The 24,724-nt window shown below is 64.9% G+C and carries 27 protein-coding genes; 14 read left to right on the top strand and 13 right to left on the bottom strand.

Going from position 1 to position 24,724, the window contains the following annotated elements; genetic code table 11:
• Positions 1-57 precede the first annotated feature (57 nt).
• The 5 genes from AC1RWL_RS18330 to AC1RWL_RS18310 all read left to right on the top strand — a co-directional run bounded on the left by AC1RWL_RS18330 (position 58) and on the right by AC1RWL_RS18310 (position 5,377).
• The gene (locus AC1RWL_RS18330) at positions 58-693 is read left to right on the top strand and encodes a J domain-containing protein (RefSeq protein ID WP_493095617.1); all 636 of its coding nucleotides are present in this window, start codon (positions 58-60) and stop codon (positions 691-693) included.
• A 78-nt stretch (positions 694-771) separates the two neighbouring features.
• On the top strand, positions 772-1,770 hold the full coding sequence (cobS, locus tag AC1RWL_RS18325) for a cobaltochelatase subunit CobS (RefSeq protein ID WP_256121390.1): 999 nt from the start codon (positions 772-774) through the stop codon (positions 1,768-1,770).
• An 18-nt stretch (positions 1,771-1,788) separates the two neighbouring features.
• Positions 1,789-3,690, top strand: a complete 1,902-nt coding sequence (gene cobT / locus AC1RWL_RS18320; RefSeq protein WP_493095365.1) for a cobaltochelatase subunit CobT — start codon at positions 1,789-1,791, stop codon at positions 3,688-3,690.
• Positions 3,680-4,699, top strand: a complete 1,020-nt coding sequence (locus AC1RWL_RS18315; RefSeq protein ID WP_493095366.1) for an esterase-like activity of phytase family protein — start codon at positions 3,680-3,682, stop codon at positions 4,697-4,699. The genes cobT and AC1RWL_RS18315 overlap by 11 nt, the downstream gene beginning before the upstream one ends.
• 234 nt (positions 4,700-4,933) lie before the next feature.
• Positions 4,934-5,377 (top strand): hypothetical protein, encoded by a 444-nt coding sequence (locus AC1RWL_RS18310; RefSeq protein ID WP_493095367.1) that lies wholly within the window; start codon positions 4,934-4,936, stop codon positions 5,375-5,377.
• Between the two features lie 12 nt (positions 5,378-5,389).
• Here the strand turns inward: AC1RWL_RS18310 and AC1RWL_RS18305 are convergent, their stop codons facing one another.
• Positions 5,390-6,028, bottom strand: a complete 639-nt coding sequence (locus AC1RWL_RS18305; protein ID WP_256121394.1) for a VUT family protein — start codon at positions 6,026-6,028, stop codon at positions 5,390-5,392.
• Between the two features lie 117 nt (positions 6,029-6,145).
• Positions 6,146-6,445: a 50S ribosomal protein L28 gene (rpmB, locus tag AC1RWL_RS18300; RefSeq protein WP_493095368.1), complete on the bottom strand. Its 300-nt coding sequence runs from the start codon at positions 6,443-6,445 to the stop codon at positions 6,146-6,148.
• Positions 6,446-6,702: 257 nt separating this feature from the next.
• Here rpmB and AC1RWL_RS18295 point away from each other — a divergent pair, with 257 nt between their 5' ends.
• Positions 6,703-7,482, top strand: a complete 780-nt coding sequence (locus AC1RWL_RS18295) for a DUF3108 domain-containing protein (protein ID WP_256121396.1) — start codon at positions 6,703-6,705, stop codon at positions 7,480-7,482.
• A gap of 39 nt (positions 7,483-7,521) precedes the next feature.
• Positions 7,522-8,403, top strand: a complete 882-nt coding sequence (gene yddG, locus AC1RWL_RS18290) for an aromatic amino acid exporter YddG (RefSeq protein ID WP_493095369.1) — start codon at positions 7,522-7,524, stop codon at positions 8,401-8,403.
• A gap of 3 nt (positions 8,404-8,406) precedes the next feature.
• Here yddG and AC1RWL_RS18285 read toward each other — a convergent pair whose 3' ends face one another.
• Positions 8,407-8,829, bottom strand: coding sequence for a cupin domain-containing protein (locus AC1RWL_RS18285; protein WP_493095370.1), 423 nt, complete (start codon positions 8,827-8,829; stop codon positions 8,407-8,409).
• Positions 8,829-9,599 carry a hydroxyacylglutathione hydrolase gene (gloB, locus tag AC1RWL_RS18280; protein ID WP_493095371.1) on the bottom strand — a complete coding sequence of 257 codons (771 nt, stop codon included), beginning with the start codon at positions 9,597-9,599 and terminating at the stop codon, positions 8,829-8,831. The genes AC1RWL_RS18285 and gloB overlap by 1 nt, the downstream gene beginning before the upstream one ends.
• A gap of 90 nt (positions 9,600-9,689) precedes the next feature.
• On the opposite strand from gloB, the gene AC1RWL_RS18275 reads away from it, so the two are divergent.
• Positions 9,690-10,439 carry a class I SAM-dependent methyltransferase gene (locus AC1RWL_RS18275; RefSeq protein WP_256121401.1) on the top strand — a complete coding sequence of 250 codons (750 nt, stop codon included), beginning with the start codon at positions 9,690-9,692 and terminating at the stop codon, positions 10,437-10,439.
• A 64-nt stretch (positions 10,440-10,503) separates the two neighbouring features.
• The gene (locus tag AC1RWL_RS18270) at positions 10,504-11,433 is read left to right on the top strand and encodes a prephenate/arogenate dehydrogenase family protein (RefSeq protein WP_493095372.1); all 930 of its coding nucleotides are present in this window, start codon (positions 10,504-10,506) and stop codon (positions 11,431-11,433) included.
• Here the strand turns inward: AC1RWL_RS18270 and AC1RWL_RS18265 are convergent.
• The gene (locus tag AC1RWL_RS18265; RefSeq protein ID WP_493095373.1) at positions 11,430-12,437 is read right to left on the bottom strand and encodes a DUF2125 domain-containing protein; all 1,008 of its coding nucleotides are present in this window, start codon (positions 12,435-12,437) and stop codon (positions 11,430-11,432) included. The genes AC1RWL_RS18270 and AC1RWL_RS18265 overlap by 4 nt on opposite strands.
• A gap of 84 nt (positions 12,438-12,521) precedes the next feature.
• On the opposite strand from AC1RWL_RS18265, the gene AC1RWL_RS18260 reads away from it, so the two are divergent.
• Positions 12,522-13,073, top strand: a complete 552-nt coding sequence (locus AC1RWL_RS18260) for a gamma-glutamylcyclotransferase (protein ID WP_493095374.1) — start codon at positions 12,522-12,524, stop codon at positions 13,071-13,073.
• Here the strand turns inward: AC1RWL_RS18260 and AC1RWL_RS18255 are convergent, their stop codons facing one another.
• The 4 genes from AC1RWL_RS18255 to ftsE form a co-directional block, all read right to left on the bottom strand.
• Complete coding sequence (locus tag AC1RWL_RS18255; protein ID WP_435269215.1) at positions 13,074-13,865, bottom strand: lysophospholipid acyltransferase family protein; 792 nt, start codon at positions 13,863-13,865, stop codon at positions 13,074-13,076.
• 77 nt (positions 13,866-13,942) lie between these two features.
• On the bottom strand, positions 13,943-14,584 hold the full coding sequence (locus tag AC1RWL_RS18250; protein ID WP_493095618.1) for a YdcF family protein: 642 nt from the start codon (positions 14,582-14,584) through the stop codon (positions 13,943-13,945).
• Positions 14,585-14,729: 145 nt separating this feature from the next.
• On the bottom strand, positions 14,730-15,737 hold the full coding sequence (locus AC1RWL_RS18245) for a cell division protein FtsX (protein ID WP_435269216.1): 1,008 nt from the start codon (positions 15,735-15,737) through the stop codon (positions 14,730-14,732).
• Positions 15,730-16,392: a cell division ATP-binding protein FtsE gene (ftsE, locus tag AC1RWL_RS18240; RefSeq protein ID WP_256121406.1), complete on the bottom strand. Its 663-nt coding sequence runs from the start codon at positions 16,390-16,392 to the stop codon at positions 15,730-15,732. Before ftsE ends, AC1RWL_RS18245 begins: the two co-directional genes overlap by 8 nt.
• Before the next feature lie 197 nt (positions 16,393-16,589).
• On the opposite strand from ftsE, the gene AC1RWL_RS18235 reads away from it, so the two are divergent.
• The 3 genes from AC1RWL_RS18235 (at position 16,590) to AC1RWL_RS18225 (ending at position 18,294) form a co-directional block, all read left to right on the top strand.
• Positions 16,590-17,255: a hypothetical protein gene (locus AC1RWL_RS18235; protein ID WP_493095375.1), complete on the top strand. Its 666-nt coding sequence runs from the start codon at positions 16,590-16,592 to the stop codon at positions 17,253-17,255.
• A gap of 46 nt (positions 17,256-17,301) precedes the next feature.
• Complete coding sequence (hpt, locus tag AC1RWL_RS18230) at positions 17,302-17,850, top strand: hypoxanthine phosphoribosyltransferase (RefSeq protein WP_256121408.1); 549 nt, start codon at positions 17,302-17,304, stop codon at positions 17,848-17,850.
• Between the two features lie 84 nt (positions 17,851-17,934).
• Complete coding sequence (locus AC1RWL_RS18225) at positions 17,935-18,294, top strand: response regulator (protein WP_319324192.1); 360 nt, start codon at positions 17,935-17,937, stop codon at positions 18,292-18,294.
• Here the strand turns inward: AC1RWL_RS18225 and AC1RWL_RS18220 are convergent, their stop codons facing one another.
• The 4 genes from AC1RWL_RS18220 to argH all read right to left on the bottom strand — a co-directional run bounded on the left by AC1RWL_RS18220 (position 18,295) and on the right by argH (position 24,020).
• Positions 18,295-20,928: a TIGR02302 family protein gene (locus AC1RWL_RS18220; protein ID WP_493095376.1), complete on the bottom strand. Its 2,634-nt coding sequence runs from the start codon at positions 20,926-20,928 to the stop codon at positions 18,295-18,297.
• 106 nt (positions 20,929-21,034) lie between these two features.
• Positions 21,035-22,303 (bottom strand): diaminopimelate decarboxylase, encoded by a 1,269-nt coding sequence (gene lysA / locus AC1RWL_RS18215; protein ID WP_493095377.1) that lies wholly within the window; start codon positions 22,301-22,303, stop codon positions 21,035-21,037.
• 22 nt (positions 22,304-22,325) lie between these two features.
• Positions 22,326-22,511, bottom strand: coding sequence for an LPS translocon maturation chaperone LptM (gene lptM / locus AC1RWL_RS18210; protein WP_319324196.1), 186 nt, complete (start codon positions 22,509-22,511; stop codon positions 22,326-22,328).
• A gap of 105 nt (positions 22,512-22,616) precedes the next feature.
• Positions 22,617-24,020 carry an argininosuccinate lyase gene (gene argH / locus AC1RWL_RS18205; RefSeq protein WP_493095378.1) on the bottom strand — a complete coding sequence of 468 codons (1,404 nt, stop codon included), beginning with the start codon at positions 24,018-24,020 and terminating at the stop codon, positions 22,617-22,619.
• 23 nt (positions 24,021-24,043) lie between these two features.
• Here argH and tlpA point away from each other — a divergent pair, with 23 nt between their 5' ends.
• Positions 24,044-24,724, top strand: coding sequence for a thiol:disulfide interchange protein TlpA (gene tlpA / locus AC1RWL_RS18200; protein ID WP_493095379.1), 681 nt, complete (start codon positions 24,044-24,046; stop codon positions 24,722-24,724).

Here is a 24,724-nt window from a genome sequence, read left to right as displayed (position 1 = left end):
AAAGCCAGCAACAATCCGCTTTGTCAATTCTTGTGGGAGATCGTCCTGACCCCCATAATTAGCGCCATGAAACTCGATTCCAAATACTTCGACCGCATCCGCACGAAGCGGCGCGTGGAGCGTCCCGAACGCGCCGCGCCGGCCTGTCAGTGGGACGGCTGCGAGGAGAATGCCGTGCATCGCGCGCCGGTGGGCCGCAATGCCGAAGGCCAGTATTTCATGTTCTGCTTCGAGCACGTCAAGGAATACAACAAGGGCTACAACTACTTCTCCGGCCTCTCCGACGGCGAGATCGCGCGCTACCAGAAAGAGGCGATCACCGGCCACCGCCCGACCTGGACGATCGGCGTCAACAAGGCCTCCAAGAACGGCCCGACACAGGGCAGCGCCCGCTCCGGCACCGCTGGGGCAAATCAGCGCATCCGCGATCCTTTCGGCCTGTTCGGCGAGGGCAAGGGCAGCCGCGGACCGCGCCTCGAACCCCGCACCCGAAAACTGAAGACACTGGAGGCAAAAGCCTTCGATACGCTCGGCCTTGCCGCCAATGCGACGGCCCAGGACGTCAAGACCGCCTACAAAGCCCTTGTCAAAAAGCATCACCCCGATGCAAATGGCGGAGATAGGGGCTCGGAGGAGCGTTTTCGCGCGGTCATTCAAGCATATCAATTGTTAAAGCAGGCCGGCTTCTGCTAGAGCAGTCGGCGCACAATAAGACGGCGCACAACAAGACATTGGGCGGACGCGCGGGTGGCGGCAGCCCACGGAGACGTGATGAGCAAGATGGATCTCGATATTTCCAACCTCCCGGACACCACGGTTTCCGTACGGGAGGCCTTCGGCATTGATACGGACCTTCGGGTTCCGGCCTATTCCAAGGCGGACGCCTATGTGCCGGACCTCGATCCGGACTACCTGTTCGACCGGGAAACCACGCTGGCCATCCTCGCGGGCTTCGCGCATAACCGACGCGTCATGGTCTCGGGCTATCACGGCACGGGCAAGTCGACCCATATCGAGCAGGTCGCGGCCCGCCTCAACTGGCCCTGCGTGCGCGTCAACCTCGACAGCCATGTCAGCCGTATCGACCTCGTCGGCAAGGACGCGATCGTCGTCAAGGACGGCTTGCAGGTCACCGAATTCAAGGACGGCATCCTGCCCTGGGCCTACCAGCACAATGTCGCGCTCGTCTTCGACGAATACGACGCCGGCCGCCCGGACGTGATGTTCGTCATCCAGCGCGTGCTGGAATCCTCCGGCCGCCTGACGCTGCTCGACCAGAGCCGCGTCATCCGCCCGCACCCCGCCTTCCGCCTGTTTGCCACCGCCAACACGGTCGGCCTCGGCGATACGACGGGCCTCTACCACGGCACGCAGCAGATCAACCAGGCGCAGATGGACCGCTGGTCGATCGTCACCACGCTGAACTACCTGCCGCACGACAACGAAGTCAGCATCGTCGCCGCCAAGGTGAAGCGCCTGGCCGCCGGCAAGGACGGCCGCGAGACGATTTCGCGCATGGTGCGCGTCGCCGATCTCACCCGCGCCGCCTTCATCAACGGCGACCTTTCCACCGTGATGAGCCCGCGTACGGTCATTACCTGGGGCGAAAACGCGGAAATCTTTGGGGACATCGCCTTTGCCTTCCGTGTCACCTTCCTCAACAAGTGCGACGAACTGGAACGCACGCTGGTCGCCGAACTTTACCAGCGCGCCTTCGGCGTCGAGCTGAAGGAAAGTGCCGCCAACATCGTGCTTGAGGCGACGGCCTGACGGTCGGGTAGGAATCTCATGGCTGCTCGCGGAGACAATTCGAAGCCGAGGCCCGGCGGCGTGGTCGACATGGAGCCGTTCCGCCGCGCGGTGACGGGCTGTGTTCGCGCCGTCTCCGGCGATGCGGAGGTGGAAGTCACCTTCGCCAACGAGCGGCCCGGCATGACCGGCGAGCGCATCCGCCTGCCGGAACTGACCAAGCGCCCGACGCCTGCCGAAGTCGCCATCACCCGCGGCCTCGGCGACAGCATGGCGCTGCGCAAGGCCTGCCACGACGCCCGCATCCACGCCACCATGTCGCCGCAGGGGGCGGATGCCCGCGCCATCTTCGACGCCGTCGAACAGGCGCGCGTCGAGGCGATCGGTTCCAACCGCATGCATGGCATGGCGCAGAACCTAACCACCATGCTGACGGAGAAATACGCCAAGGCGAATTTTTCCGCTATCACTCGCCAGGCCGATGCGCCGCTCGAAGAAGCCGTCGCCCTCATCGTGCGCGAAAAGCTGACGGGCCAGGCCCCGCCGGCCTCCGCGGGCAAGGTGCTCGATCTCTGGCGCGATTTCATCGAGGACAAGGCCGCCAGGGACATGGACGGTCTTTCCGCCACGATCAACGACCAGCAGGCCTTCTCCCGCGTCGTGCGCAACATGCTCGCCTCGATGAATGTCGCCGAGCAGTATGGTGACGACGAGACCGAGCCGGACGATTCGGAAACGCCCGAGGACGAAAACCAGCCGCGCAGCGACGAGCAGGAAGACAACGACAGCCAGGAAGATGCCGGCGACGATTCGGCGCCGGCCGACGAGACCGAGACGTCCGACGAACAGATGGACGAAGGCGAGATGGACGGCGCGGAAATCTCCGACGACGACCTCGTCGACGACGACGGCGACGACACCGAGACGCCCGGCGAAGTGCGCCGCCCGAACCATCCCTTCACGGATTTCAACGAGAAGGTCGATTACACGGTCTTCACGCAGGAATTCGACGAGACGATCACCGCCGAAGAGCTCTGCGACGAGGCGGAACTCGATCGCCTGCGCGCCTTCCTCGACAAGCAGCTCGCCCATCTGCAAGGGGCGGTCGGTCGCCTGGCGAACCGCCTGCAACGCCGCCTGATGGCGCAGCAGAACCGCGCCTGGGAATTCGACCTCGAAGAGGGTTACCTCGACAGCGCCCGCCTGCAACGCATCATCATCGATCCGATGCAGCCGCTCTCCTTCAAGCGCGAGAAGGACACGACCTTCCGCGATACGGTCGTGACGCTGCTCATCGACAATTCCGGCTCCATGCGCGGCCGGCCGATCACGGTTGCCGCTACCTGCGCGGATATTCTCGCCCGCACGCTGGAGCGTTGCGGCGTGAAGGTGGAAATCCTCGGCTTTACCACCAAGGCGTGGAAGGGCGGACAGTCGCGCGAAAAATGGCTCGGCAGCGGCAAGCCGCAGGCACCGGGCCGCCTCAACGACCTGCGCCACATCATCTACAAGGCAGCGGACGCCCCCTGGCGGCGTGCACGGCGCAATCTCGGCCTGATGATGCGCGAGGGCCTGCTCAAGGAAAATATCGACGGCGAGGCACTGATCTGGGCGCACGACCGCCTGCTTGCCCGTCCCGAACAGCGCCGCATCCTGATGATGATCTCGGACGGCGCGCCGGTCGATGATTCGACGCTCTCGGTGAACCCCGGCAACTATCTGGAACGGCACCTGCGCGCCGTCATCGAGCAGATCGAGACGCGCTCGCCGGTCGAATTGCTGGCGATCGGCATCGGCCACGACGTCACCCGCTACTATCGCCGCGCCGTCACCATCGTCGATGCGGACGAGCTGGCGGGCGCGATGACCGAGCAGCTCGCCTCGCTCTTCGCCGACGAGGCCACCAGCCGACGCCCCGCCGGCCGCCGCCGTGCAGGCTGAGCCGGCGGCGCACCGGCGCCTGTTGCGTGGCCTCGCGCTCTCCGTGGCGCTCATACTCGCGCAACCGGCGACGGCTGAAATCATCGACCTGCCGGTCGTCAACCGCGCCTTCTCGCAATTCGCGCTCGGCTCCGACACGCGTACCTTCGGCAAGCTCGAATTCCTCGGCGGCCTTAGCTATTCCTCCAGCAATCCGCTGCTCGGCGCCGTGTCGGCGATCCGCTTTCGCGCGGACCATCAATCCTTCGTCGCCGTGCTCGATACCGGGCACTGGCTGACCGGCCGCATCGAGCGGGACGCCGAAGGTCGCCTCAGCGGCCTTGCCGACCTCAAGACGCGCTCGATGTTCAACGCCGAGGGCCAGGACGAGAACGTCAAATACCAGATGGATGCCGAGGGCCTGGCGATCGGCAAGGGCGAGCTGCTCGTCAGCTTCGAGTCCGTGCATCGCATCGACGCCTATCCGGACCCGGGCTTCATGGAAGCACGGCCATCACGCGAACTGCCACTCCCCTTCCCCCGCGAGGAACTGCGCGGCAATCGCGGCATGGAGACGCTTGTGATGTCGCCGGAGGCCGGACCGCTCGGCGCCGTACCGGTGACGGTCACCGAGCGCAGCCTCGATGCCGAGGGCAACGCGCTCGCCGCCATCCTCGACGGCCCGCTTGCCGGCTTGTTCACCGTGAAGCGCAACGACCCCTGGGACATCACCGACGGCGCCTTCCTGCCGAACGGTGACCTGCTGCTGCTGGAGCGCCGCTTCCGGCTTTCCGACGGCGTCGGCATGCGCATCCGCCGGATCGACGGCACGAAGATTCGTCCGGGCGCGGTGGTCGATGGCGAGGTTCTGATCGACGTCGACCTCAGCCACCAGATCGACAATATGGAGGGGCTGGACGTGGTGGTGATGGCGCCAGACGACATCCGCCTCATCGTGGTCTCCGACGACAACCACTCCATTCTCCAGCGCAACCTCATGCTGGAATTCCGCCTGCTCCAAGCGCAATGAAGCGTCACGCCAGCTGCGTTTTAACCGGTTCTCGCCTGCTACATCTCCTTGATACCAGTCAAAACCACCGATGCCCCTTAATAACGGTGGTCGTTCTCTAATCACGCCGCTCTTGACGTCATGGTCTTAGGAAGGAAAATCAGCGAACGAATCGATCGATATGCTGATCGATCCCGTCCTGTCTCTGCTGTAATTGCACCGGAATATCTGTGCGTACTTTATTAAGGAAGTTACATGAACAGATCTACAATCATTGCCACGCTCGTTGCTCTGGCCGCCTTGCCCGCATTTGCGCAGGACGTAAACCCGCTGGAGGGATTGTGGTCCGGCAAGGGTGAAGGCGATCTGACGGTCGATCTCAAACATGTGCAGGACGATATCTACAAGATCTCCATCGAGACGGTGGTTCCCATGCAGGAGGATGGACTTCCAGGCTGCGGCGGCGGCATTGAGGGTGAAGCGAAGCTCGATAGTGCCGGAGGAAACTTCTTCGTCGAGAATGAAGCCTACGATCCGAACGCGGAACAGTCGGGGGTCAATGCACGCTATTGTGAAATCGGTCTGGTCTTTTCAAGAGACGGCAAACTGTTGATCGAAGAGCGCAGCGGTTGCCTCAGCTATCATGGCGCCGCGTGTGGATTCACGGGTGAGCTCGTCCACGACGCGGCAGGGCTCTAGCCCTTTCTTTTTTCAAGCCGTCTTTTCGACGCCCGGCATCGGCTTCAGCTTGCTCATCAGCGCGCCGTACGGCAGCAGCATGACGATGCCGACCAGCACCTTTACCGTGAAGTCGCCGAGTGCCCAGGAGATCCAGCGCGGCGCGTCCGTGGTCAGCACGCCGAGCACCGGCGCCCATTCGATCGCGAAGGCATCGTTCGGGCCGAAGATGGAAAAGACCGGCGCGAAGGCGAAGGAGAAGAAGATCACCGTATCGAGCACCGAGCCGATCACCGAGGCGAGCAGCGGCGCGCGCCACCAGGCCTGCCGGCGCAGCTGGTTGAACACGGAGATGTCGAGGAGCTGGCCCAGCAGGAACGCCGAACCGGACGCAATGGCGATGCGCGGCGAGGCGACGGCGAAGGAAAACACCACGGCGACCAGAAAGCCGGCCGCGACGACGCGGCGCGCAACGCGCGGGCCGAACTGGCGGTTCGTGAGGTCGGTGATGAGGAAGGCGACCGGATAGGTAAAGGCGCCGTAGGTCAGGAGGTCGCCGAGAGCGATGCCGAACAGTTCGCCGGAAAGCGGATACTGCACCAGCACGTTGGAGGCGACGACGACGACCGTCATCAGGAGGACATAGATAAGGGTAATGCGGTTCGCTAGCATTTTTTTATCCTGGGTGATGCCACCAGTTGGAGGACTGACAATTTAACGCAAAGCATTGAGGCCTGCCCGGAACCGGTCAAGCCTCAATCAAAGCATCGCAACGCAAAACCTGAAAGATCAGGCAGCGATAGCAGCGGCTGCGGTCTTCTTGGCGATCTGGCGGCGCAGCAGACGGGCGCGCATCGACAGTTCGTTCTCGTCAGCCTTCAGAAGGAAGGCATCGAGGCCACCGCGGTGCTCGACGGAGCGGAGCGCTGCAGCGGAAACGCGAAGACGGTAACGCTGGCCGAGGGCGTCGGAAATCAGCGTGACACTGCACAGGTTCGGCAGGAACTTGCGCTTCGTCTTGTTGTTTGCGTGGCTCACATTGTTGCCCGACTGGACGCCCTTGCCGGTCAATTCGCAACTACGGGACATGGTACACCTATTTTTCTTGGTTCAGGACAATACGTTTCCGGCACCGAAACCGGCCGCAGTCCGTCTGGCCTTTTTGGAAAGTTGCGGTTCTATAGTCACACGGAGCGGAGCCGTCAAGCCAAACCTGCCGTTCAGCTTGAATTCAGTTGCCAAAGCTCATGATTTGCAGGCAATAGCAAGCCGATCGGGATTTTTCGACCGGCGCAGAATCGCCGCAATGGCGGGTTAGGCGGAGCGTCTCAATGGAGAGCGTAAGGATGAACGGGCGGGGTTGGATTGCTGGCGCACTGATGTCGCTTGCCCTTGCGGGCAGCGCGACACCCTTGTCGTCGGCTGAAATCGAGCACCGCACGGACTACAGCATCCGGCTTTCCGGCCTGCCGGTCGCCACCGCCACCTTCCGCTCGGCCTTCCAGGGCAACCGCTACACGATCTCCGGCAGCCTGCAATCGGCCGGCCTCGCCGATATCTTTTCCAGCACCAAGGGCACGACCTCGGTCTCCGGCACGGTCAGCCGCGACAAGCTGCGCGCCACCAACTATTCCGTGACCTACAAGAGCGGCAAGCGCAGCCGCGCCATCGACGTCACCTTCCGCAACGGCAACGTCATCACCGCGAACATGACGCCGCCGCGCCGCAAGCCGAAGAACTGGGTGCCGGTCTCCAGCGCCGACATGCGCGCCGTGCTGGACCCGATCTCCGGCCTGATCATCCCGTCCGACGACGGCAAGGTCTGCCCGAAGACGCTGCCGATCTTCGACGGCGAATCCCGGATGGACCTGAAGCTCACCTCCAAGGGCACCAAGCCCTATTCCACCAAGGGTTTCGAGGGCGACGTCGTGGTCTGCGGCATCCGCTTCATCCCCAAGTCCGGCTACAAGAAGGGCCGTGACGACGTGGAATACCTGCGCAAGCTGAAGACGATGGAAATCTGGTTTGCCAAGGCCGAGGGGGCAAATGTATATGCTCCGGTCTATGTGCAGATTCCGACCAAGCTCGGCCCTGTCACCGTCTCGGCCACGCGCTTCGGCGGCTGACGCGGCGCCCCGTCGGAAAACCGGCGGGAGTGATCGGCCTTGAAGACGCGTGCAACCCTCATCGGCTTTTCGGCGATCCTCATGTGGGCGCTGCTGGCGCTCTTCACCGCCGCCTCGGGCAAGATGCCGCCCTTCCAGCTTTCCGCCATCTGCTTCCTGATCGGCAGCCTGCCCGGCCTCGTCGTGCTCGCCGCAAGGCCGCAGCGCGTCAGACTGCTGCGCCAGCCGCCAAAGGTCTGGATCATCGGCATTCTCGGCCTGTTCGGCTACCACTTCCTCTATTTCACGGCGCTGCGCAACGCGCCGGCCGTCGAGGCCGGCCTCATCGCCTATCTCTGGCCGCTGCTGATCGTCGTCGGCTCGGCACTGCTGCCGGGTGAGACACTGAAGTGGAACCATGTCGTCGGCGCCGTCCTCGGCCTTGGCGGCACGGTCCTCATCGTCGGCCGCAACGGCTTTGCCTTCGACGAGGCCTATCTCGTCGGCTATGGCGCGGCCTTCCTCTGCGCCTTCACCTGGGCGGGTTATTCGCTGATCACCCGCCGCTTCGAGACCGTCTCGACCGATGTGGTGACCGGCTTCTGCCTTGCCACCTCGCTCCTGTCGCTCCTCTGCCATGTGATGCTGGAAACCACCGTCTGGCCGCAAAGCAATTTCGAGTGGTTCGCCGTTGCCGGTCTCGGCCTGCTGCCGGTGGGGGCCGCTTTCTATGCCTGGGATTTCGGCGTCAAGAACGGCGACATCCAGATCCTCGGCGCCGCAAGCTATGCCGCGCCGCTGCTCTCGACCTTCATGCTGATCCTCACCGGGTTCGCCGAACCGTCCTGGCGCATCGGCCTCGCCTGCCTGCTGGTGACGGGCGGCGCGGTGCTCGCCGCCAAGGACATGATCCTGCGCAGGCGCGCGACGGCGCCGGTCTGAACTTCAGCTACCAGGCACCCAGCCGGGCGGCGCCATCTCGAAGGAGGAAAAGACGAAGCCGGGCGAGACCGTGCAGCCGACCAGCGTCCAGTCGCCGAGCGGCTCGGCCGCCTGCCACCAGTTTGCCGGAACGATGAGCTGCAGCCGCTCGCCCGCAGCAAGATCCGGCCCGAGCACCTGCACCTTGGCCGGCGCCTTGCCATCGCTCAGCGACAGCGCCAGCGGCCCGCCCGCATAATGATGCCAGATCTCGACGGCATCCTTCACCCGGTGCCAGTGCGAGCGCTCGCCCTTTTCCAGCAGGTAGTAGATCGCCGTCGAATGCCCGCGCTCGCCGCCATCGGCATCCCTGAACGTCTGCACATACCAGCCGCCCTCCGGATGCCGCTCCATGCCGAGCCGGGCGATGATCTCCTCGGGCGTCATCAGAACCGATCCTTGCGCGCCCGGATCTCGGCAAAGACCTCGGCGTCGCTCGCCGTCTCCAGGCCGAGATGGCGGCGGATCGCCGGGTCAGCGGCGCGCAGGAAGGGGTTCGTCGCCTTTTCCAGCCCGATCGTCGTCGGCGCCGTGAAGGCGCCGTCCGCCCGTAGCGCCTCGATCTCGGCGACACGGCTGAGGAGCGCCGCATTCTCCGGATCGACGGTCTTTGCGAAGCGCGCATTGGACAGCGTGTATTCGTGGCCGAAATAGACGGTGGTCTCGTCCGGCAGGGCAGCGAGTTTTGTCAGCGAGTCCCACATCTGCGCCGGCGTGCCCTCGAAGAGACGACCGCAGCCGAGCGCGAAGAGCGTATCGGCCGCAAAGAGCAGCTTTTCCTGCGGCAGGTGGAAGCAGATGTGCCCCAGCGTATGGCCCGGCGTCAGGATGACCTCGACGCGGCGGCCGGCGAAGTCAAAGCTGTCGCCGCCATCCACCTTCTGGTCGATGCCGGGAATGCGCGGCGCCTCGCGCGAAGGCCCGATGATCGTGACGCCGAAACGATCCTTCAGCGCCAGGTTGGCCTCGACATGGTCGTTGTGGTGATGGGTCGTGAAAATATGGCTGAGCGTCCAGCCGCGGCGGGCGAGCGCGTCGAGGATCGGCTGTTCCTCCGGCGCATCGATGCTCGCGGTCGCGCCCGTTGCCGGGTCATGCAGCAGCACGCCGAAATTGTCGCTGCGGCAGGGAAAGAGGTCTAGTTCGAGCGAAGCCATGGCGCAATCCTCATCTATCGGTCGGGCGGTCGGCGGGAATGTAAGGCAATCGGCCTTGAAGTCCACCGGCCTATCGCTCACATTCAAGCCATGCATGCCGATATCGTCGACCTCCGCGAATTCTACCACTCGTCGCTCGGCCGCCTGGCCGATCATTCGATCGCCATGGCGCTCGCCTCGCTCTGGGCGCGGCTGCCGGACGAGCGGCTGGTGGGGCTCGGTTATGCCGTGCCCTATCTCGAACGCTTCCGCGCCGATACCGAGCGCACCTTCGCCTTCATGCCGGCCGGCCAGGGCGCGGTAAACTGGCCGCCGAGCGAACTCTCCTCCACGGCGCTGGTCTTTGACGAGGAACTGCCGCTGCCGGACGCGGCCGTCGACCGTATCCTGATGGTGCATTCGCTGGAATTCGCCGAAAATCCGCGCGAGACCATGAAGGAACTCTGGCGCGTGCTGGCACCGGGCGGGCGGCTCGTCATCGTCGTGCCGAACCGGCGCGGTGTCTGGGCGCGCATGGAGCACACGCCCTTCGGTTCCGGCCGGCCCTATTCGCGCGGCCAGCTGACCGCGCTGCTGCGCGAGACCAATTTCACGCCCGGCGCCAGCGCTGAAGCGCTGTTCTTCCCGCCCTCGAAACTGCGCAGCGTGCAGAAACTGCGCGGCGCCTTCGAGCGGCTGGGGCGCATGCTCTGGCCGATGTTTTCCGGCGTGATCATCGTGGAGGCGCAGAAACGGCTCTACCAGGGCCTGCCGGTCGCCGCCCGCGCCTCGCGCCGCGTCTTCGTGCCGGTGCTGGCGCCGCAGGGCGTGCCGACGACACGCGAGCGCGCGCCGCGCTGATCCTCTCGACAAATGTCGAGCTGCCCGCTAATCCGGGCCGGAGCGGGAAAAAGGGACGGCGGACATGACGGACGGACATTTCGACAAGATCACGCTGATCGGCATCGGCCTCATAGGCTCCTCCATCGCCCGCGCGGTGAAGGCCAAGGGGCTGGCAAAGACCGTCACCATCTCCAGCCGCAGCCAGGAGACGCTCGACCGCGCCCGCGAGCTCGATCTCGGCACCGATTATGTGCACGATGCGGGCCAGGCCGTCGAAGGCGCCGACCTCATCGTCGTCTCGGTGCCCGTCGGCGCCTCGGGCAAGGTGGCGGAGGAAATCGCGCCGCACCTGAAGCCCGGCTCCATCGTCACCGACGTCGGCTCCACCAAGGCCTCGGTGGTAGCGCAGATGCTGCCGCATATTCCGAAGAACGTGCATTTCATCCCCGGCCACCCGCTGGCCGGCACCGAACATTCCGGGCCTGACGCCGGTTTCGCCGAACTGTTCCAGGGCCGCTGGTGCATCCTGACGCCGGTGCACGGCACGGACAAGGACGCCAAGCGCAAGCTCGCCGCGTTCTGGGAGGCGCTCGGCTCGAAGGTCGACGAGATGGACACGGAGCACCACGACAAGGTGCTCGCCATCGTCTCGCACCTGCCGCATATCATCGCCTACAACATCGTCGGCACGGCCGATGACCTGGAGACGGTGACGGAATCGGAAGTCATCAAATATTCGGCTTCAGGTTTCCGCGACTTCACGCGTCTGGCGGCCTCGGACCCGACCATGTGGCGCGACGTCTGCCTGCACAACAAGGACGCGATCCTCGAAATGCTGTCGCGCTTCTCCGAAGACCTCGCCTATCTCCAGCGCGCCATCCGCTGGGGCGACGGGGAAAAGCTCTTCGACCTCTTCACCCGCACCCGCGCCATCCGCCGCTCGATCATCGATGCCGGCCAGGATACCGCAGCGCCGAACTTCGGCCGTCCGGTCGCTGATAAGAAAGGTTAGAACGGCGGGATGAAGGCGATCGGGAAGAGACCGAGATAGACGGTCCCGTCCTCGACATTGAGCTTGACCACCGCACGGTCGCCGCCCTTCGACAGGCCTTCGATGACCTGCGCCACCTGCGCCGCCGTCTCGGCAATCTCCGGAAAGGCCTCGGAAATCCGGTCGCGCCAGACCGTGATACCGGCAATGTCGAGATCGAGCGTGCCGGAGAGATAACCATCATCGCCCACCTTGAGCGGTCCGGAGAGTGCCGCGACCTTGCCGTCGCCGAGATCGAGCGAAAGGCGGCGTAGCTCCACGCTCGCGCCGAGCGGCACGTCCGCCGGCGGGCCTTCGGTGGAAATCCATTTCGCCGCATCGGCAACCGTCATGTCGACCACGACGTCGAGCGGCGGCAGCACGCGGTCGCCGAGATCGAGCGACAGCGCATCGAAGGAGGCGGCGACGTCGAGCGCTTCGCCGGACTGGCGGATATGTTTTTCGCCATGCGCGGCGGCAACACCGATCGAGACGGCTTCTGACGGCACGTTGAGCCGGCCCTTCAGCCCGTCATAGACGACGGAAGCCCGGTCGAGCCCGTTCGTCCAGGCGACGGCGCTGGCGCGCAACAGGTCCCAGTCGGCATCGAAGACGAGATCGGGCGTCACGCGCACCTGCGCCGGCCCGTCGAGCTCAACGACGGCATGGCCCGGACGATAGACCTGGGCGGCAGAGCGCAGCGCCCCGAACGTCGCCGACAGGCCCGTCGGGCGATCGTCGATGCCGACCGTGTCGCAGAACAGGCCGATGCGGAAGGGGAAGCCGCGGACGGAAAGATTGCTGCAGGAAGCGGAATGCAGGCCGGCGGCCGACGCCGAGAGCTGTTGCGTCAGCGTGTCCTTCAGCCAGCTTGCGGCATAGAACCATCCGCCCGTATAGAGTGCGACGACGAGAACGACGGCAATGGCGAGCCGAACGAGTTTGCGCGAGACGCCGGACGTGCCGGCGTGGCTTGACGATGCCATGTAGTTCTCCAATGGTGGCGATGCGATTTGCCCGCAAAGGCGTCAAAGCCGGCAATTGCGGCGGCTTTTAGAGAAACGGCAGAAGTGACGGTGGATATGAACGAATTCTGGGTCTTTGGCTATGGATCGCTGATGTGGAACCCGGGCTTCGAATTCGAGGAGCGACAGCCCGCCCATCTTTTCGGCTTCCGCCGGTCGCTCTGCGTGCGCTCCTGGGTGCACCGCGGCACGGAAGAGAAGCCCGGCCTGGTGCTCGGCCTCGATTACGGCGGCTCCTGCCGCGGCGTCGCCTTCCGCATCGCGCCCGAAAACCGCGACGCCGTCGTCGATTACCTGCGCGAGCGCGAACTGGTGACCCATGTCTACAAGGAGCGCACGCTCTCGGCGATGCTTAGCGGCGGCCGCCGCGTCACGACGCTGGCCTACATCATCGACCGCGCCCACCAGCAATATGCCGGCTCGCTCTCCGTCGACGAGGCGGCCTCGACCGTGAGTGCGGCGGTCGGAAAATCCGGCCGCAACATCGACTATGTGCGCAACACGCTGGCGCATCTGCGCGAAATGGGCATCCGAGACCATTGGCTGGAGGATGTCGGCCGCGCCGCGGACGGTCTCCACGCCCACCTGCCGGCCTGATCAGGCGGCCGCGTGCGCTTTCAGTTCCGCCAGCCGTTGCTCGGCGGTCGGCGGCAGGGGCAGGCTCGGGTTTGCCGCCGCGGTCTCGATCAGCAGGCGGTCGCTCGCCGTTTCCATGACGTCGATGAGATGGGCGAGGAAGGCATCCGGATCCATGCCCGGCGCGATCGGCGGCAGGATGCGCACCTTGAAGTGGCCGGGATAGCGCATGGCCTTGCGCCGCGGCCAGAACAGGCCCGGATGCATGACGACCGGCACCACCGGCACCTGAAGATCGCGATAGAGCCGGGCGATGCCGTATTTGTATTCGGGTGGCGCACCCGGCGGACGGCGCGTGCCTTCCGGATAGATGATGAGCTGGCGGCCGGAATTCATCTCCGCCTTTGTGCGCTCCATCACTGCGGCCATGACCTTGCCGCGCGCGCTGCGATCGACCGGCACCATGCGCTGCTTCTTCAGATACCAGCCGAACAGCGGGATCCAGGTCAGCTCGCGCTTGAGGATATAGAAGGGATCGTCGAGCCAGGGCAGCAGCGCATAGGCATCCCAGAACGACTGGTGTTTCGGCGCGAAGATGTACCCACCCGTCGGGATGTTCTCCAGGCCCTCGATCTCGAAGGTCGTGCCGACGATCTTGTCGAAGAGCCAGTGGTTGCTCCTCGCCCAGTTCTTGGCGATGCCATAGGCCTTCTTGCGCGGCAGCAGGAAATAGGCCGGCGTCATGACGATCATCTGCACGATGAGGTTGATGTAGAAGGCGGTGTTGAAAAGCACGGAACGAAGGACGATCATCGGGCAGCCTGTGAGGGGGACGCGTCCTTTCGCCCTACACGATATTGCCGGGCGGGGAAACTCCCGTCGCTGCGATCTCAGTGCGCCGAAAGGCCCGCCACGTCGCCGCGAAGACCGGACCAGCTGCGCGCGCCTGCCAAGGCCCTGATCTGCGCGGCGCTGTATTTCAGGTATTCCGACAGCATGGCCTTCACGACGCCGGGTTCGCGCAACCAGTTGCCGTTCTTCAGGTCGGAATTGACCACCGGATAGGCGATGAAATCCGTCTGCGGATCGGCGACCCTCAGCTCCAGCAGGCTGCGCGGCATGTGGTAATTGTTGGTGACGACGAGCACCCGGCGGAACTGGTGGTCGCTGATCCAGCGCGCCGTCTCGTTGGCATTGCCGATCGTGTCCACCGCCTCGTAGCCCATATCGACGCAGCATTCGAAGAGCGCGGAAGAGCTCTGCGTGAGCTTGCGGATCTGGTTGCCGCTCGTCGTGGGGTTCACGCCGGAAATCAGCAGCCTTTGGCCGGCCCCCTGCTTGAGCAGGCCGATCGCGCGGTCGATGCGCTGGTAACCGCCGGTCAAGACCACGATGGCGTCGGCCTTCGGGTCGCGCGGCGCTTCGAGGGCAGCGACCGTCTCGGCGAAATAGAGGAAGCCACCGATGCCGGCGACGGCGGCGATCAGGATCAGCGCCAGGACGACGCGCACGACGAGCCGGGCTGGGCGCATGCGTCGGCGCCGCCCCTCCCCGTCAGACCGGATGCCCTGCGGCAGTCCCGGTTTTGCCCGTTCCAGCGCGTTCATGATTCCGTCCATAGACCCGGATTGCGGCAAGCGATAGTCCGCTTCGCGGCGATGGTTCGTCTCATCTCGGTCATTGGTCGGGCAGTTGGTCGGTTCGCGACGGGTCGGAGCGGATGAGGTCGATTTCGTGGATCGTGCGCATCACCGTGAAGCGGGCCGTCAGCGTCGTCAGCACCGCGATGACGACGATCGTCGCGGCAATGCCGAGATAGCCGGTGAGCCCCATGGAAAAGGTGCCGAAGAGCGCGGTGGCCTGATCGCTCTGGGGCGTGGCGATCGAGCGCCCCTGCCAGAAGCTGGCGACCGCGAAGAACAGGGCCGCGAGAAAACCGCCGGCAACCGAGCCCTTGAGGCTGATCTTCAAAAAATGTTTCTGGAATTCGGAGGCGACGAAACCCGCCTCCGCGCCGACGAAATGCAGCACCTCGACGATATGCCGGTTGCCGGAAAGCGCCCCGCGCGTCGCGAAGACAACGGTCAGCACCATGGCGGAAAAGACCAGCACCAGCACGCCCGTGCCGATGAAGGCGGTGGTGCGCGCCATGGCGACGAGGCGGTCCACCCAGGTGCGGTGGTCGTCGAGAAACGCCGTCGGGACCTTTTCCGCCAGCGCCACCCGCATTGCCGCGAAATCCGGCGGGCTTTGCTCGTCGATGGTCACGATGACGAGGCGTGGCACCGGCAGTTCGTCGATGTTGAGGCCCTCGCCGAGCCAGGGTTCGAGCAGGCGCGCCGTCGCCGCCTTGTCGACGATGGTGCCGTCGCGGGTGCCGGAGAAGGTGAGCGCGAGGTCGCGCACGTCCTTCAGCGCCTGTTCCATGTCGAGCGCGTCGTCCGGCTTGATCTGGATGGTAACCTCGCGGGAGATCTGGCTCTGCCAGCTCGCGGCCGTGGCGCGCACCATGTTGACCGCGCCGAAGGTGAGGCAGGCGAGGAAGGCCATGATGGCGATGACCAGCATCAGCGCATTGCCGGAGACGTTCGATGGCGGCACGATGGGTGCGGTCGGGCGCACGCGCATTTCCAGCCGGCGGGCGGGCTGGGCGTCCTGGGCGGTCTCCTGTGGAGCGTCAGTCATAGATGTCGAGCCGTCCCTGCGAGAGGATCATGCGCCGCGCCTCGTCCACCTGGTCCATCAGCGACAGATCATGCGTGGCGATCACCACGGCCGTACCGAGCCGGTTCAATTCGAGGAAGAGGCTGAGCAATCGTCGCGCCATCGGCGGATCGACATTGCCGGTCGGCTCGTCGGCAAGCAGCAGCTCGGGCCGGTCGATGAGCGCGCGCGCAATGGCCGCGCGCTGCTTTTCCCCGCCGGACAGGACTGCAGGCAGCACATTGATTCGCTCGCCAAGCCCGACCCATTTCAGCAGTTCCAGCACATCGGCGCGATAGCTCGATTCCTCCTTGCCCCGCACGCGCAGCGGCAACGCGACATTCTCATAGGTCGTCAGGTGATCGAGCAGGCGAAAATCCTGGAAGACGATGCCGATGCGCCGACGCAGCATCGGCAGCTCGTCGCGCGGGATCGTCGAAATCTCGCGGTCGAAGGTGCGGATGATGCCGCGCGTCGGCTGGAGCGACAGGAAAAGCAGGCGCAAAAGCGTCGTCTTGCCGGCGCCGGACGGCCCCGTCAGGAACTGGAAGGACCGGCGCGGAATATCGAAGGTCAGGTCGCGGAGGATCTCCGGCCCCATCCCGTAGCGCAGTCCGACATTCTCGAAATGAATCAATGGCCAATCCGGTTCTAGAAGCGGTTACCTGAACCGCGATTCGCTATCGTAGCGCAGGTCGCACAGGAAAGCGGCTCTTTCACGGTCGGGTTTCCGAAGCATTAACCAGTATGGTTTACGTTTCGTAAGGATTTCATTCAATGCCCGACTTTTCGCCCCTGACTTTGCGCGGAAAACCGGCCAAGCGGGAGATCGCGATGAACGCCTTCAGAGCGAGACAACAGGCAAAAGGCCGGATCGATCTCCTGCCGCCCGAACCCAGGACGCCTGCCAAAAAGCCGCGATCCCAGGCACGCTGCGAAGTGGTCGACGTCGATTTCGTCGTCATCCGAACCGGTCCGGCGCGCACCTCCAACGACAACCACCGCACGATTCGCCCTGCACCGCTGAGCCCGGCCCCGCGCCACCTGCTGGTGCGCACCGGCGCGGCGGGCGCCCGGCTGTGCGAGGCCGGCCTGCAGCTTCTCTCCGGCCGCGCCTTTGCCGGCCTGGTCACCGCGAGCTTCCTCTTCGTCTTCGCCTATGCCGGCGGCCTGTCGGCGCTGAAGGCGGCCCTTCCGACGGGCGAGCCCGGCGCGGCGCTTCGCGTGACCGACGTCACGGCGACGGTCGACGACCGGAACGGCATGAAGGTGCTGTCCGTCTACGGCCGCGTCGAGAATGTCGGCGATGGCGTGGAGGTCGCCCCGCCGGTGGATATCCTCGTCGGTGGTGCGGGTGAAACACCGCGCCGCGTCGCCCTCGACGGCAAGACGATCGCGGCCGGCGGCAGCGAAAACTTCGCGCTTCGCATTCCGCACGGCGGCGGAAAAGTGCCGAAAGTCACGGTTTCCCTGGTGCCCGAGGGTGCACCGGTCAACTGACTGTGCTAATCGGCTCCTTTGACGCCACCCAGGGAGCCCCCTCGCGATGCATATTGTCCGCGGAAAAAAGATCGAAACGCTCTATGATGCCGGGCAGATCGCCAAGCGCAACGAAGAGCTTGCGGTCCAGATCGCCGGCGGCCCGACGAAGGACCTTCTCGTCATCGCCGTTCTCAAGGGCTCGTTCATCTTCGCCGCCGACCTGACCCGCGCGCTGCATGCGGCAGGCCTTGCGCCGGAAGTCGAGTTTATCACGCTGTCGAGCTATGGCACCGGCACCGTCTCGCAGGGCGTGAAGGTGGTGAAGGACATCGATTCGGACGTCACCGGCCGCGATATCCTCTTGATCGACGACATCCTCGAATCCGGCCGCACGCTGACCTTCGCCAAGGAACTGATGTACGAGCGCGGCGCACGCAACGTCACCATCGCCGTGCTGCTCGACAAGCGCGAGAAGCGCAAGACCGACCTGGAGGCCGACTATGTCGGCTTCGAATGCCCGGATTATTTCGTCGTCGGCTACGGCATGGACGTCGCCTACGCCTTCCGCGAACTGCCCTTCGTCGGCATCGTGACGGGCGACGCGGACGCCTGACTGCAAATTCCGCCAGCCGCCGTTTACCGATCGACAAGGAAAGTCTGGTCTTTTCATTGCCGAACGGACCGAACAGGGGAACCGATGGCGAAGATTCTGATCACCGAAGACGAGGATTCGCTGCGCGTCTTCGTGGCGCGCGCCTTGCGGCTGGACGGCCATGAAACCGTCGAGGCGCCGGATGGCGCCGCCGGGCTCGACGCGCTGACGGCCGGCGGCTTCGACCTGCTGCTCTCCGATATTCGCATGCCTGTCATGGACGGTATCGAACTCGCCCACAAGGCCGCCGCCGCCCACCCGGCGCTGAAAATCCTGCTGATGACGGGTTATGCCGAACAGCGCGAACGCGCCGACGACCTTGCCTCGAAGATCGTCGACGTGGTGAGCAAGCCCTTCAGCCTGCCGGATATCCGCCGCGCTGTCGCACAGGCTTTGGCAGCCTAATCACCGAATCCCGAGCAGCCGCTCCAGATAGTCCCGCTCGAAGCCGGGCGCCGCACCGGTGCCGAGCCGGCGGCGGATTTCGTCGAGGATTTCACGCGCGCGCTGGATGTCGATCTCTTCCGGGATCTTCGTCGGGCCGCCGAAGTCCGGACCCTGCCCGTTGACGGGCCGCTCGCGGCCGAGCGGATCGCGCCCGTTGCGGCCGGCCTGCGGAATGCCTTCGCCGGGGCCTTGACCCTGGCCCTGCCCCATGGCCTGCATCTGGCTCATCATGTTCTGCGCGCCCTGGCGCAACGCCTCCAGCGCCCGGCCCTGGCTGCCGACGGCCGATTCGCCCTGACCTTCGCCAAGCGCTTCCGACGCACCCTTCATCTCGCGCCCGGCCTGGCCAAAGCCTTCGCCCGGCTCCATGCCCATGCCCTTCAGCGCTTCCTGCACCTCGCCGAGCTGTTTGCCCAGCGCATCCTGCTGCTCCTGAAGCTTCTTCAGCGCCTCGCGAAGCTGTTCGGCCGTCATCTGGTCGGTCGGCTGCTGGCCGGCGCCGTTGTCGCCCTGCTGCTGCTGCTGTTGCTGCTCGCCTTCCTCGCCCGGCATCGGGTCGCCGCGCTGCTGGCGGTCGCGCAAGGCCTGGTCGAGCTGGAAGGTCTGCTCCATCAACTGCTGCTGCTTCTGCATCAACTCGCCGAGCTTATCCATCTGCTGGCGCATGGCGTCGTTCTGCTGGCCCTGCTGACCCTGTTGTGGACGGCCGGCCTGCAGGTTGTTCATCATGCGCTGAAGCTCGGAAAGCATCTGCTGCGCCTGGTCACGCGCGCCGGAACGGGCCAGATTCTCGATCTGGTCCATCATTCGCTGCAAATCCTGCTGGCGCAGGATCTGGCCCTGCTGCTGGGCATTCTGCTGCATCTGGCCGTTCTTGGCGGCCTGGCGGGCGAGCTCCTGCATATAGGCTTCCATCGCCTCGCGCAGTTCCTTCATCAGCGCAGCGATCTCCTCGTCGGGGGCATTGCGTTCCAGCGCCTCGGACAAGGCCTTCTGCGCCTCGCGCAGGCGCCGGTCGGCGAGCGACAGGTTGCCGTCCTCGATGCCGAGCGCGATCTCCCAGAGATAATCGGCCGTTTCGCGCATCTGGTCTTCCGTGCGCGAAAGTTTCATGCGCGCAGCGGCCGATTGCAGCAGTAGGTAATGCGTGAGGTTCGGGATCGTCTCTTCCGGCCGCATGGTCAGCGCCTCGTTGAGCGCGATCGCATAGGGCAGCTGGTTGGCATCGAGCGCAAAGACCTGCCGCTGTTCGGCGACGGCGGCGGCGAGCGGCTCGAAGAAATTCTTCGCCGGCAGCACCATCTCGACCGGCTGGCTACGACCCTCCTGCCCCGCCGCATCCTTGGCCACGAGCGTGATCTTCACGCGCTTGCCGGAGAGCGGATGTTCGGAGAGGTTGCGGCTCGTCGTGCCCTTGGCATCCCGCGCGCTGCGGCGCGGCAGGTCGAGCCGGTATTCCGGCAGCGGATAGAGCGGCCGGGCATCCTTCTGCGCGTCGACCGGCACGATCTCTGCATGGGCTTCCTGAAGGCCGTAATCGTCCTTGGCGATGAAGCTGATCTCCAGCGCCGCCGCCACGGTCTGTTTCGGAATGCCATCGAAGGCGATTTCCGGCACGCGGTCCGGAATGACCGTGAAGGCCCAGGTCCGGCCATCGACCGAAAGCGTGCCGTCCTTCAGGATCTTGTAATGCAGGGTCTTGGCGCCGTTGGCGACCGCGACCGGCACCTTCGCCTCGGTCTTCGCGCCTTCCGCCTTCTCGTCCTTCGGCTTTTCTTCCTCGATGGCGGTGGCTGCGGTCTCGCCGGCCACCTGATAGCTCACCTGTTCGTCGCCGCTGCCGCCTGTGACGCGCACGGTCAGCTCGCTGAACTGGGGAATGCGGATCTCGCCCTTCGCCGCCTCGCTCGGCTGGCCCTGCCCGTTGCCGGTGAGAAAGACGGGCGCGCGCGACGTATGCGCCGGCGGCGTCACCCAGGCATCGATGCGCACATCCGGCGCCGATTCGCTCGGCGCGCGCAGCGAAACGACGTCCGCAAGCAGCCCACCGCGGTTGGAATAGGAGAAGGCAAAGGCGATGGCGAGGAGGAGCACCGGCACGGCGCGCAGCGCGTGGCGGTCATGGCGGGCGATATCCGGCTCCGGCGCGCCGGTGCGCAGCGTGCCGATCAGACGCGCCATGCGGGCCTGGTGCTCGCGCCAGAGCGCCTGCGCAAAGGCATCGCCACCGGCCGGCCTGTCGTCCTGCACGCGGATCGCCTGGTGGGCGAGCGCATTGCGCGTCTCCAGCATGCGGTCGGCATTGTCGACGGACGGCCAGACGATGCCGCGCAGGCGGAAAAGCAACCAGGCGAGGCCGAGCGCGAAAACGGCGAGCGTCGCGATATGCAGCCAGGCGGGTACGTGGCGGAAATAGCCGAACCAGGTCAGCGCCAGGAAACCCGCGACGAGCAGCAGGATCGGCAGCAGCCGCGGCGCAAGCGCCTCCGTGTAGAGGATGGTCCGGGCGGCAAGGCGTTTTCCCGCGAGCCGACGGGCCAGCGGATTGCCGCTTGCCCCCTTCTCGCGCTGCCTGTCCGTGTCAATCGCCATCGGTCGCCGCTCTCCGCTGCAGGTTGTCACGGCTAAAAGATAACATGCTTTGTGGCGAAGACGAGGGCACGCGCAAAAACGTGATCACGTTCCCGTGCGTGTTTTCTCAGGCGAGCCAGTCAGGCAATGAGTCGAGCCCGATCAGGTCGTCATAGGAAAGCCGCGGCCGGACGACGTGGAACTCGGCTCCGTTGACCAGCACCTCCGGCACCAGCAGGCGGCTGTTGTAGGTGCCGGCCTGCACCGCGCCATAGGCCCCGGCCGAGCCGACGGCAATCAAATCGCCCGGTTTCGGCTGCACCATCTCGCGGTCCTGCGCCAGATAATCGCCCGTCTCGCAGACCGGACCGACCACGTCTGCGCGGATGCGCGGGGCGCTCGCGGCGGAAAGAACGACCGGCTGGATCTCGTGCCAGGCCTCGTAAAGCGTCGGGCGGATGAGGTCGTTCATCGCCGCATCGACGATGACGAAGGTCTTCTCGCCGCCATCCTTCACGTAGATGACCTCGGTGACCAGGATGCCGGCATTGCCGACGATCAGGCGCCCGGGCTCCGTGACGATCTTGCAGTTCAGGCCCTTGAGCTGGTTCTTGACGATTTCAGCATAGGCATCCGGCAGCGGCGGCGGCGCGTTGTCCGTCTTGTAGGGAATACCGAGACCGCCGCCGACATCGACGTGATCGATGCCGTGGCCATCAGCGCGCAGCGTATCGACCAGTTCGCGCAGCAGCTTGAAAGCGTCTTCAAAGGGTTGCAGCTCGGTGATCTGGCTGCCGATATGCATGTCGATGCCGGTCACCTGGATGCCGGGCAGGGTGGCCGCGCGGGCGTAGACGGCGCGCGCACGCTCCCAGGAAATGCCGAACTTGTTCTCCTTCTTGCCCGTCGAAATCTTGGCATGGGTGCGCGCGTCGACATCCGGATTGATGCGGAAGGAGACGTGCGCGACCTTGCCGGCCTTCACGGCGCGGGCATTGAGGATTTCGAGTTCCGGCTCGGATTCGACGTTGAAGCAGTAGATGCCGACCTCAAGCGCGAGGTCCATCTCGCGCGGCGTCTTGCCGACGCCGGAGAACATGATGCGGGATGCCGGAACGCCGGCCGCGAGCGCGCGGCGCAGTTCGCCTTCGGAGACCACGTCGATGCCGGCGCCGAGCTTAGCGAGCGTCTTCAGCACCGCCTGGTTGGAATTCGCCTTCATGGCGTAGCACACCATGGCGTCGACGCCGTCGAAGGCCTTGGAGAAGACCTTGTAGTGGCGCTCCAGCGTGGCCGTCGAATAGACGTAGAAGGGTGTGCCGACCGCCTTGGCGATGTCCGGAACGGGCACGTCCTCCGCATGGAGGATGCCGTCGCGATGCTCGAAATGGTTCACGGGTCTTGTCCGTTTAAAACAACTAGAGAAGGGGGTCGAGGATGAAGGGCTTGTCTTCGACCTGCTCGACCTTCTTGCCGTCGATGGTCTTCACGACCGGTTTTGCGCCGCCCGGCAGGTCGAGATCGCCCTTGCGGCCGCAGGCGGTGAGAACCGCTGCGGAAAGGCAGAGCACGAGCGTGAGCCTGCCGATATCGATGCGTGTCATGAGGCGTTCCCTGGAATTGCCGGTGATCGGGTGGGCACCATCCTTAGCGAATTCGCCAAGTCTTGTGCACCCTGATTCTGCTGATGAGTCCTGCAAGCAACCTGATCAGTTCCGCTGCCGCCACCAGGCGATCTGCTTCCTGACTTCGGAGGGTGCGGTGCCGCCATAGCTCTTGCGGCTGGCGACCGAGGCCTCGACCGTCAGCACGTTGAAGATGTCGTCGGTGATCGACGCGTGGATCGCCTGCAAATCCTCCAGCGAAAGCTCGGCGAGGTCGCAACCCTTGCTTTCGGCCAGCGCCACGGCGCGGCCCGTCACATGGTGGGCATCGCGGAAGGGCAGGCCCGCCTCGCGCACCAGCCAGTCGGCAAGGTCCGTCGCGGTGGAGTAGCCGGAGCCGGCGGCGGCCTTCATCTTGTCGGTGCGGATGGTCATGTCGCGCACCATGCCGGTCATCGCGGCAATCGCCAGCTCGATGCTCTCGGCGGCGTCGAAGACCTGTTCCTTGTCTTCCTGCATGTCCTTGGAATAGGCGAGCGGCAGGCCCTTCATGACGGTCAGAAGTGCTATCAGCGAGCCGTTGATGCGGCCGGTCTTGGCGCGCACCAGCTCGGCGGCATCCGGGTTCTTCTTCTGCGGCATGATGGAGGAGCCGGTCGAGAAGGCATCCGACAGGCGGATGAAGCCGAACTGCGGCGTCGACCAGATGACGATCTCTTCGGCGAGACGGGACAGATGGACGGCGGCGATCGCGGAGATCGACAGGAATTCCAGCGCGAAATCGCGGTCCGACACGGTGTCGATCGAGTTGCGCGTCGGCTCGCGGAAGCCGAGCGCCTTTGCCGTCATGTGGCGGTCGATGGCATAGCCGGTGCCGGCGAGTGCCGCGGCGCCGATCGGGCTCTCGTCGAGATGCTCGATGGCATGGCGCACGCGCTGGCGGTCGCGACCGAACATTTCCACATAGGCCATGCAATGGTGGCCGAAGGTCACCGGCTGGGCCGTCTGGAGATGGGTGAAGCCGGGCATGACGGTTTCGGCATGTTCTTCCGCACGGTCGAGGAAGGCGGCAATCAGGCCGGTCAGCGCCTTTTCGGTCTTTTCCAGCTCTTCCTTCACCCAGAGGCGGAAGTCGAGCGCCACCTGGTCGTTGCGCGAGCGGGCGGTGTGCAGGCGTCCGGCGGCGGGGCCGATCAGCGTCGCAAGCCGGGCTTCGACATTCATATGGATGTCTTCCAGCCGGCGGGAAAACTCGAACTGGCCGCTTTCGATCTCTGACAGGATCGTGTCGAGACCGTGAACGATCTTTTCCTTATCGTCCGCCGAAATAATGCCCTGATGGGCAAGCATTTCGGCATGCGCCTTTGAGCCGCGGATGTCCTGGGCGTAAAGCTTCTTGTCGAAGCCGATGGAGGCATTTATCTCCTCCATGATCGCATCCGGCCCGGAGGCGAAGCGGCCGCCCCACATCTGGTTCGAGGATTTCGTCTCGGAAGTGCCGTCAGCCATGGGTGCCTGTCCTGGAGAATGAAATGACATTGAAGAAGACATTCGGCCTGCCCGCCACGAAGCTGATCGCCATCGCGGGACTGGCCGGACTTCTCGCCGGTGGTGCAGCGATATACGTGAAGGAAAGCCTGTCTGGCAATGGCGCGGCCGCCCTCGCCTCCGCCGATCCCGCCGCCTGCGCCGCCGCCAGCGCCAAGGCCGAGGCGATCACGCCCTTCTCCAAGGGCCAGGTTGCCGCCATGCGCACGGTCGACGAACACCGCCCGCTGCCCGACCTGATCTTCGATGGCCCGGACGGCAAAAAGAAGACGATCGCCGACTTCTCCGGCAAGACCCTGCTCGTCAATCTCTGGGCGACCTGGTGCGTGCCGTGCCGCGAAGAGATGCCGGCGCTCAACGCGCTGGAAAAGGAACTCGGCAGCGACAAGTTCGAGGTCGTGGCGATCAACATCGACACCGGCGACGACGAGAAGCCGAAAACCTTCCTCACGGAGACCGGCGTCAACGAACTCGGCTACTACCGTGACGCCTCGATGGGCGTCTTCAACACGCTGAAGAAGGAAGGCCTCGCCTTCGGCCTGCCCGTGACGCTCCTGATGGACGAGAAGGGCTGCCTGATCTCCGCCATGAACGGCCCCGCCGCCTGGGACAGCCAGGACGCAAAGGCGCTGATCAACGCCGCGCTGGCGACGCCGAAAAGCTGA

The organism is Shinella sp. GW821-FHT10F02, from assembly GCF_058809275.1.
The sequence above is the reverse complement of the archived record's forward strand: the minus strand, read 5'-3'. Positions and strand labels throughout refer to the sequence as shown.

Coding starts and splice junctions, on each gene's coding strand:
- AC1RWL_RS18255 (WP_435269215.1), bottom strand. CDS start 13,865: ATGATCGTCCTTCGTTCCGTGCTTTTCAACACCGCCTTCTACATCAAC.
- hpt (WP_256121408.1), top strand. CDS start 17,302: ATGCATATTGTCCGCGGAAAAAAGATCGAAACGCTCTATGATGCCGGG.
- AC1RWL_RS18275 (WP_256121401.1), top strand. CDS start 9,690: ATGCATGCCGATATCGTCGACCTCCGCGAATTCTACCACTCGTCGCTC.
- AC1RWL_RS18305 (WP_256121394.1), bottom strand. CDS start 6,028: ATGCTAGCGAACCGCATTACCCTTATCTATGTCCTCCTGATGACGGTC.
- AC1RWL_RS18270 (WP_493095372.1), top strand. CDS start 10,504: ATGACGGACGGACATTTCGACAAGATCACGCTGATCGGCATCGGCCTC.
- gloB (WP_493095371.1), bottom strand. CDS start 9,599: ATGGCTTCGCTCGAACTAGACCTCTTTCCCTGCCGCAGCGACAATTTC.
- cobT (WP_493095365.1), top strand. CDS start 1,789: ATGGCTGCTCGCGGAGACAATTCGAAGCCGAGGCCCGGCGGCGTGGTC.
- cobS (WP_256121390.1), top strand. CDS start 772: ATGAGCAAGATGGATCTCGATATTTCCAACCTCCCGGACACCACGGTT.
- lptM (WP_319324196.1), bottom strand. CDS start 22,511: ATGACACGCATCGATATCGGCAGGCTCACGCTCGTGCTCTGCCTTTCC.
- AC1RWL_RS18245 (WP_435269216.1), bottom strand. CDS start 15,737: ATGACTGACGCTCCACAGGAGACCGCCCAGGACGCCCAGCCCGCCCGC.
- AC1RWL_RS18295 (WP_256121396.1), top strand. CDS start 6,703: ATGAACGGGCGGGGTTGGATTGCTGGCGCACTGATGTCGCTTGCCCTT.
- argH (WP_493095378.1), bottom strand. CDS start 24,020: ATGGCTGACGGCACTTCCGAGACGAAATCCTCGAACCAGATGTGGGGC.
- AC1RWL_RS18250 (WP_493095618.1), bottom strand. CDS start 14,584: ATGCGCCCAGCCCGGCTCGTCGTGCGCGTCGTCCTGGCGCTGATCCTG.
- AC1RWL_RS18225 (WP_319324192.1), top strand. CDS start 17,935: ATGGCGAAGATTCTGATCACCGAAGACGAGGATTCGCTGCGCGTCTTC.
- AC1RWL_RS18310 (WP_493095367.1), top strand. CDS start 4,934: ATGAACAGATCTACAATCATTGCCACGCTCGTTGCTCTGGCCGCCTTG.
- AC1RWL_RS18220 (WP_493095376.1), bottom strand. CDS start 20,928: ATGGCGATTGACACGGACAGGCAGCGCGAGAAGGGGGCAAGCGGCAAT.
- AC1RWL_RS18285 (WP_493095370.1), bottom strand. CDS start 8,829: ATGACGCCCGAGGAGATCATCGCCCGGCTCGGCATGGAGCGGCATCCG.
- AC1RWL_RS18235 (WP_493095375.1), top strand. CDS start 16,590: ATGAACGCCTTCAGAGCGAGACAACAGGCAAAAGGCCGGATCGATCTC.
- AC1RWL_RS18265 (WP_493095373.1), bottom strand. CDS start 12,437: ATGGCATCGTCAAGCCACGCCGGCACGTCCGGCGTCTCGCGCAAACTC.
- tlpA (WP_493095379.1), top strand. CDS start 24,044: ATGACATTGAAGAAGACATTCGGCCTGCCCGCCACGAAGCTGATCGCC.
- rpmB (WP_493095368.1), bottom strand. CDS start 6,445: ATGTCCCGTAGTTGCGAATTGACCGGCAAGGGCGTCCAGTCGGGCAAC.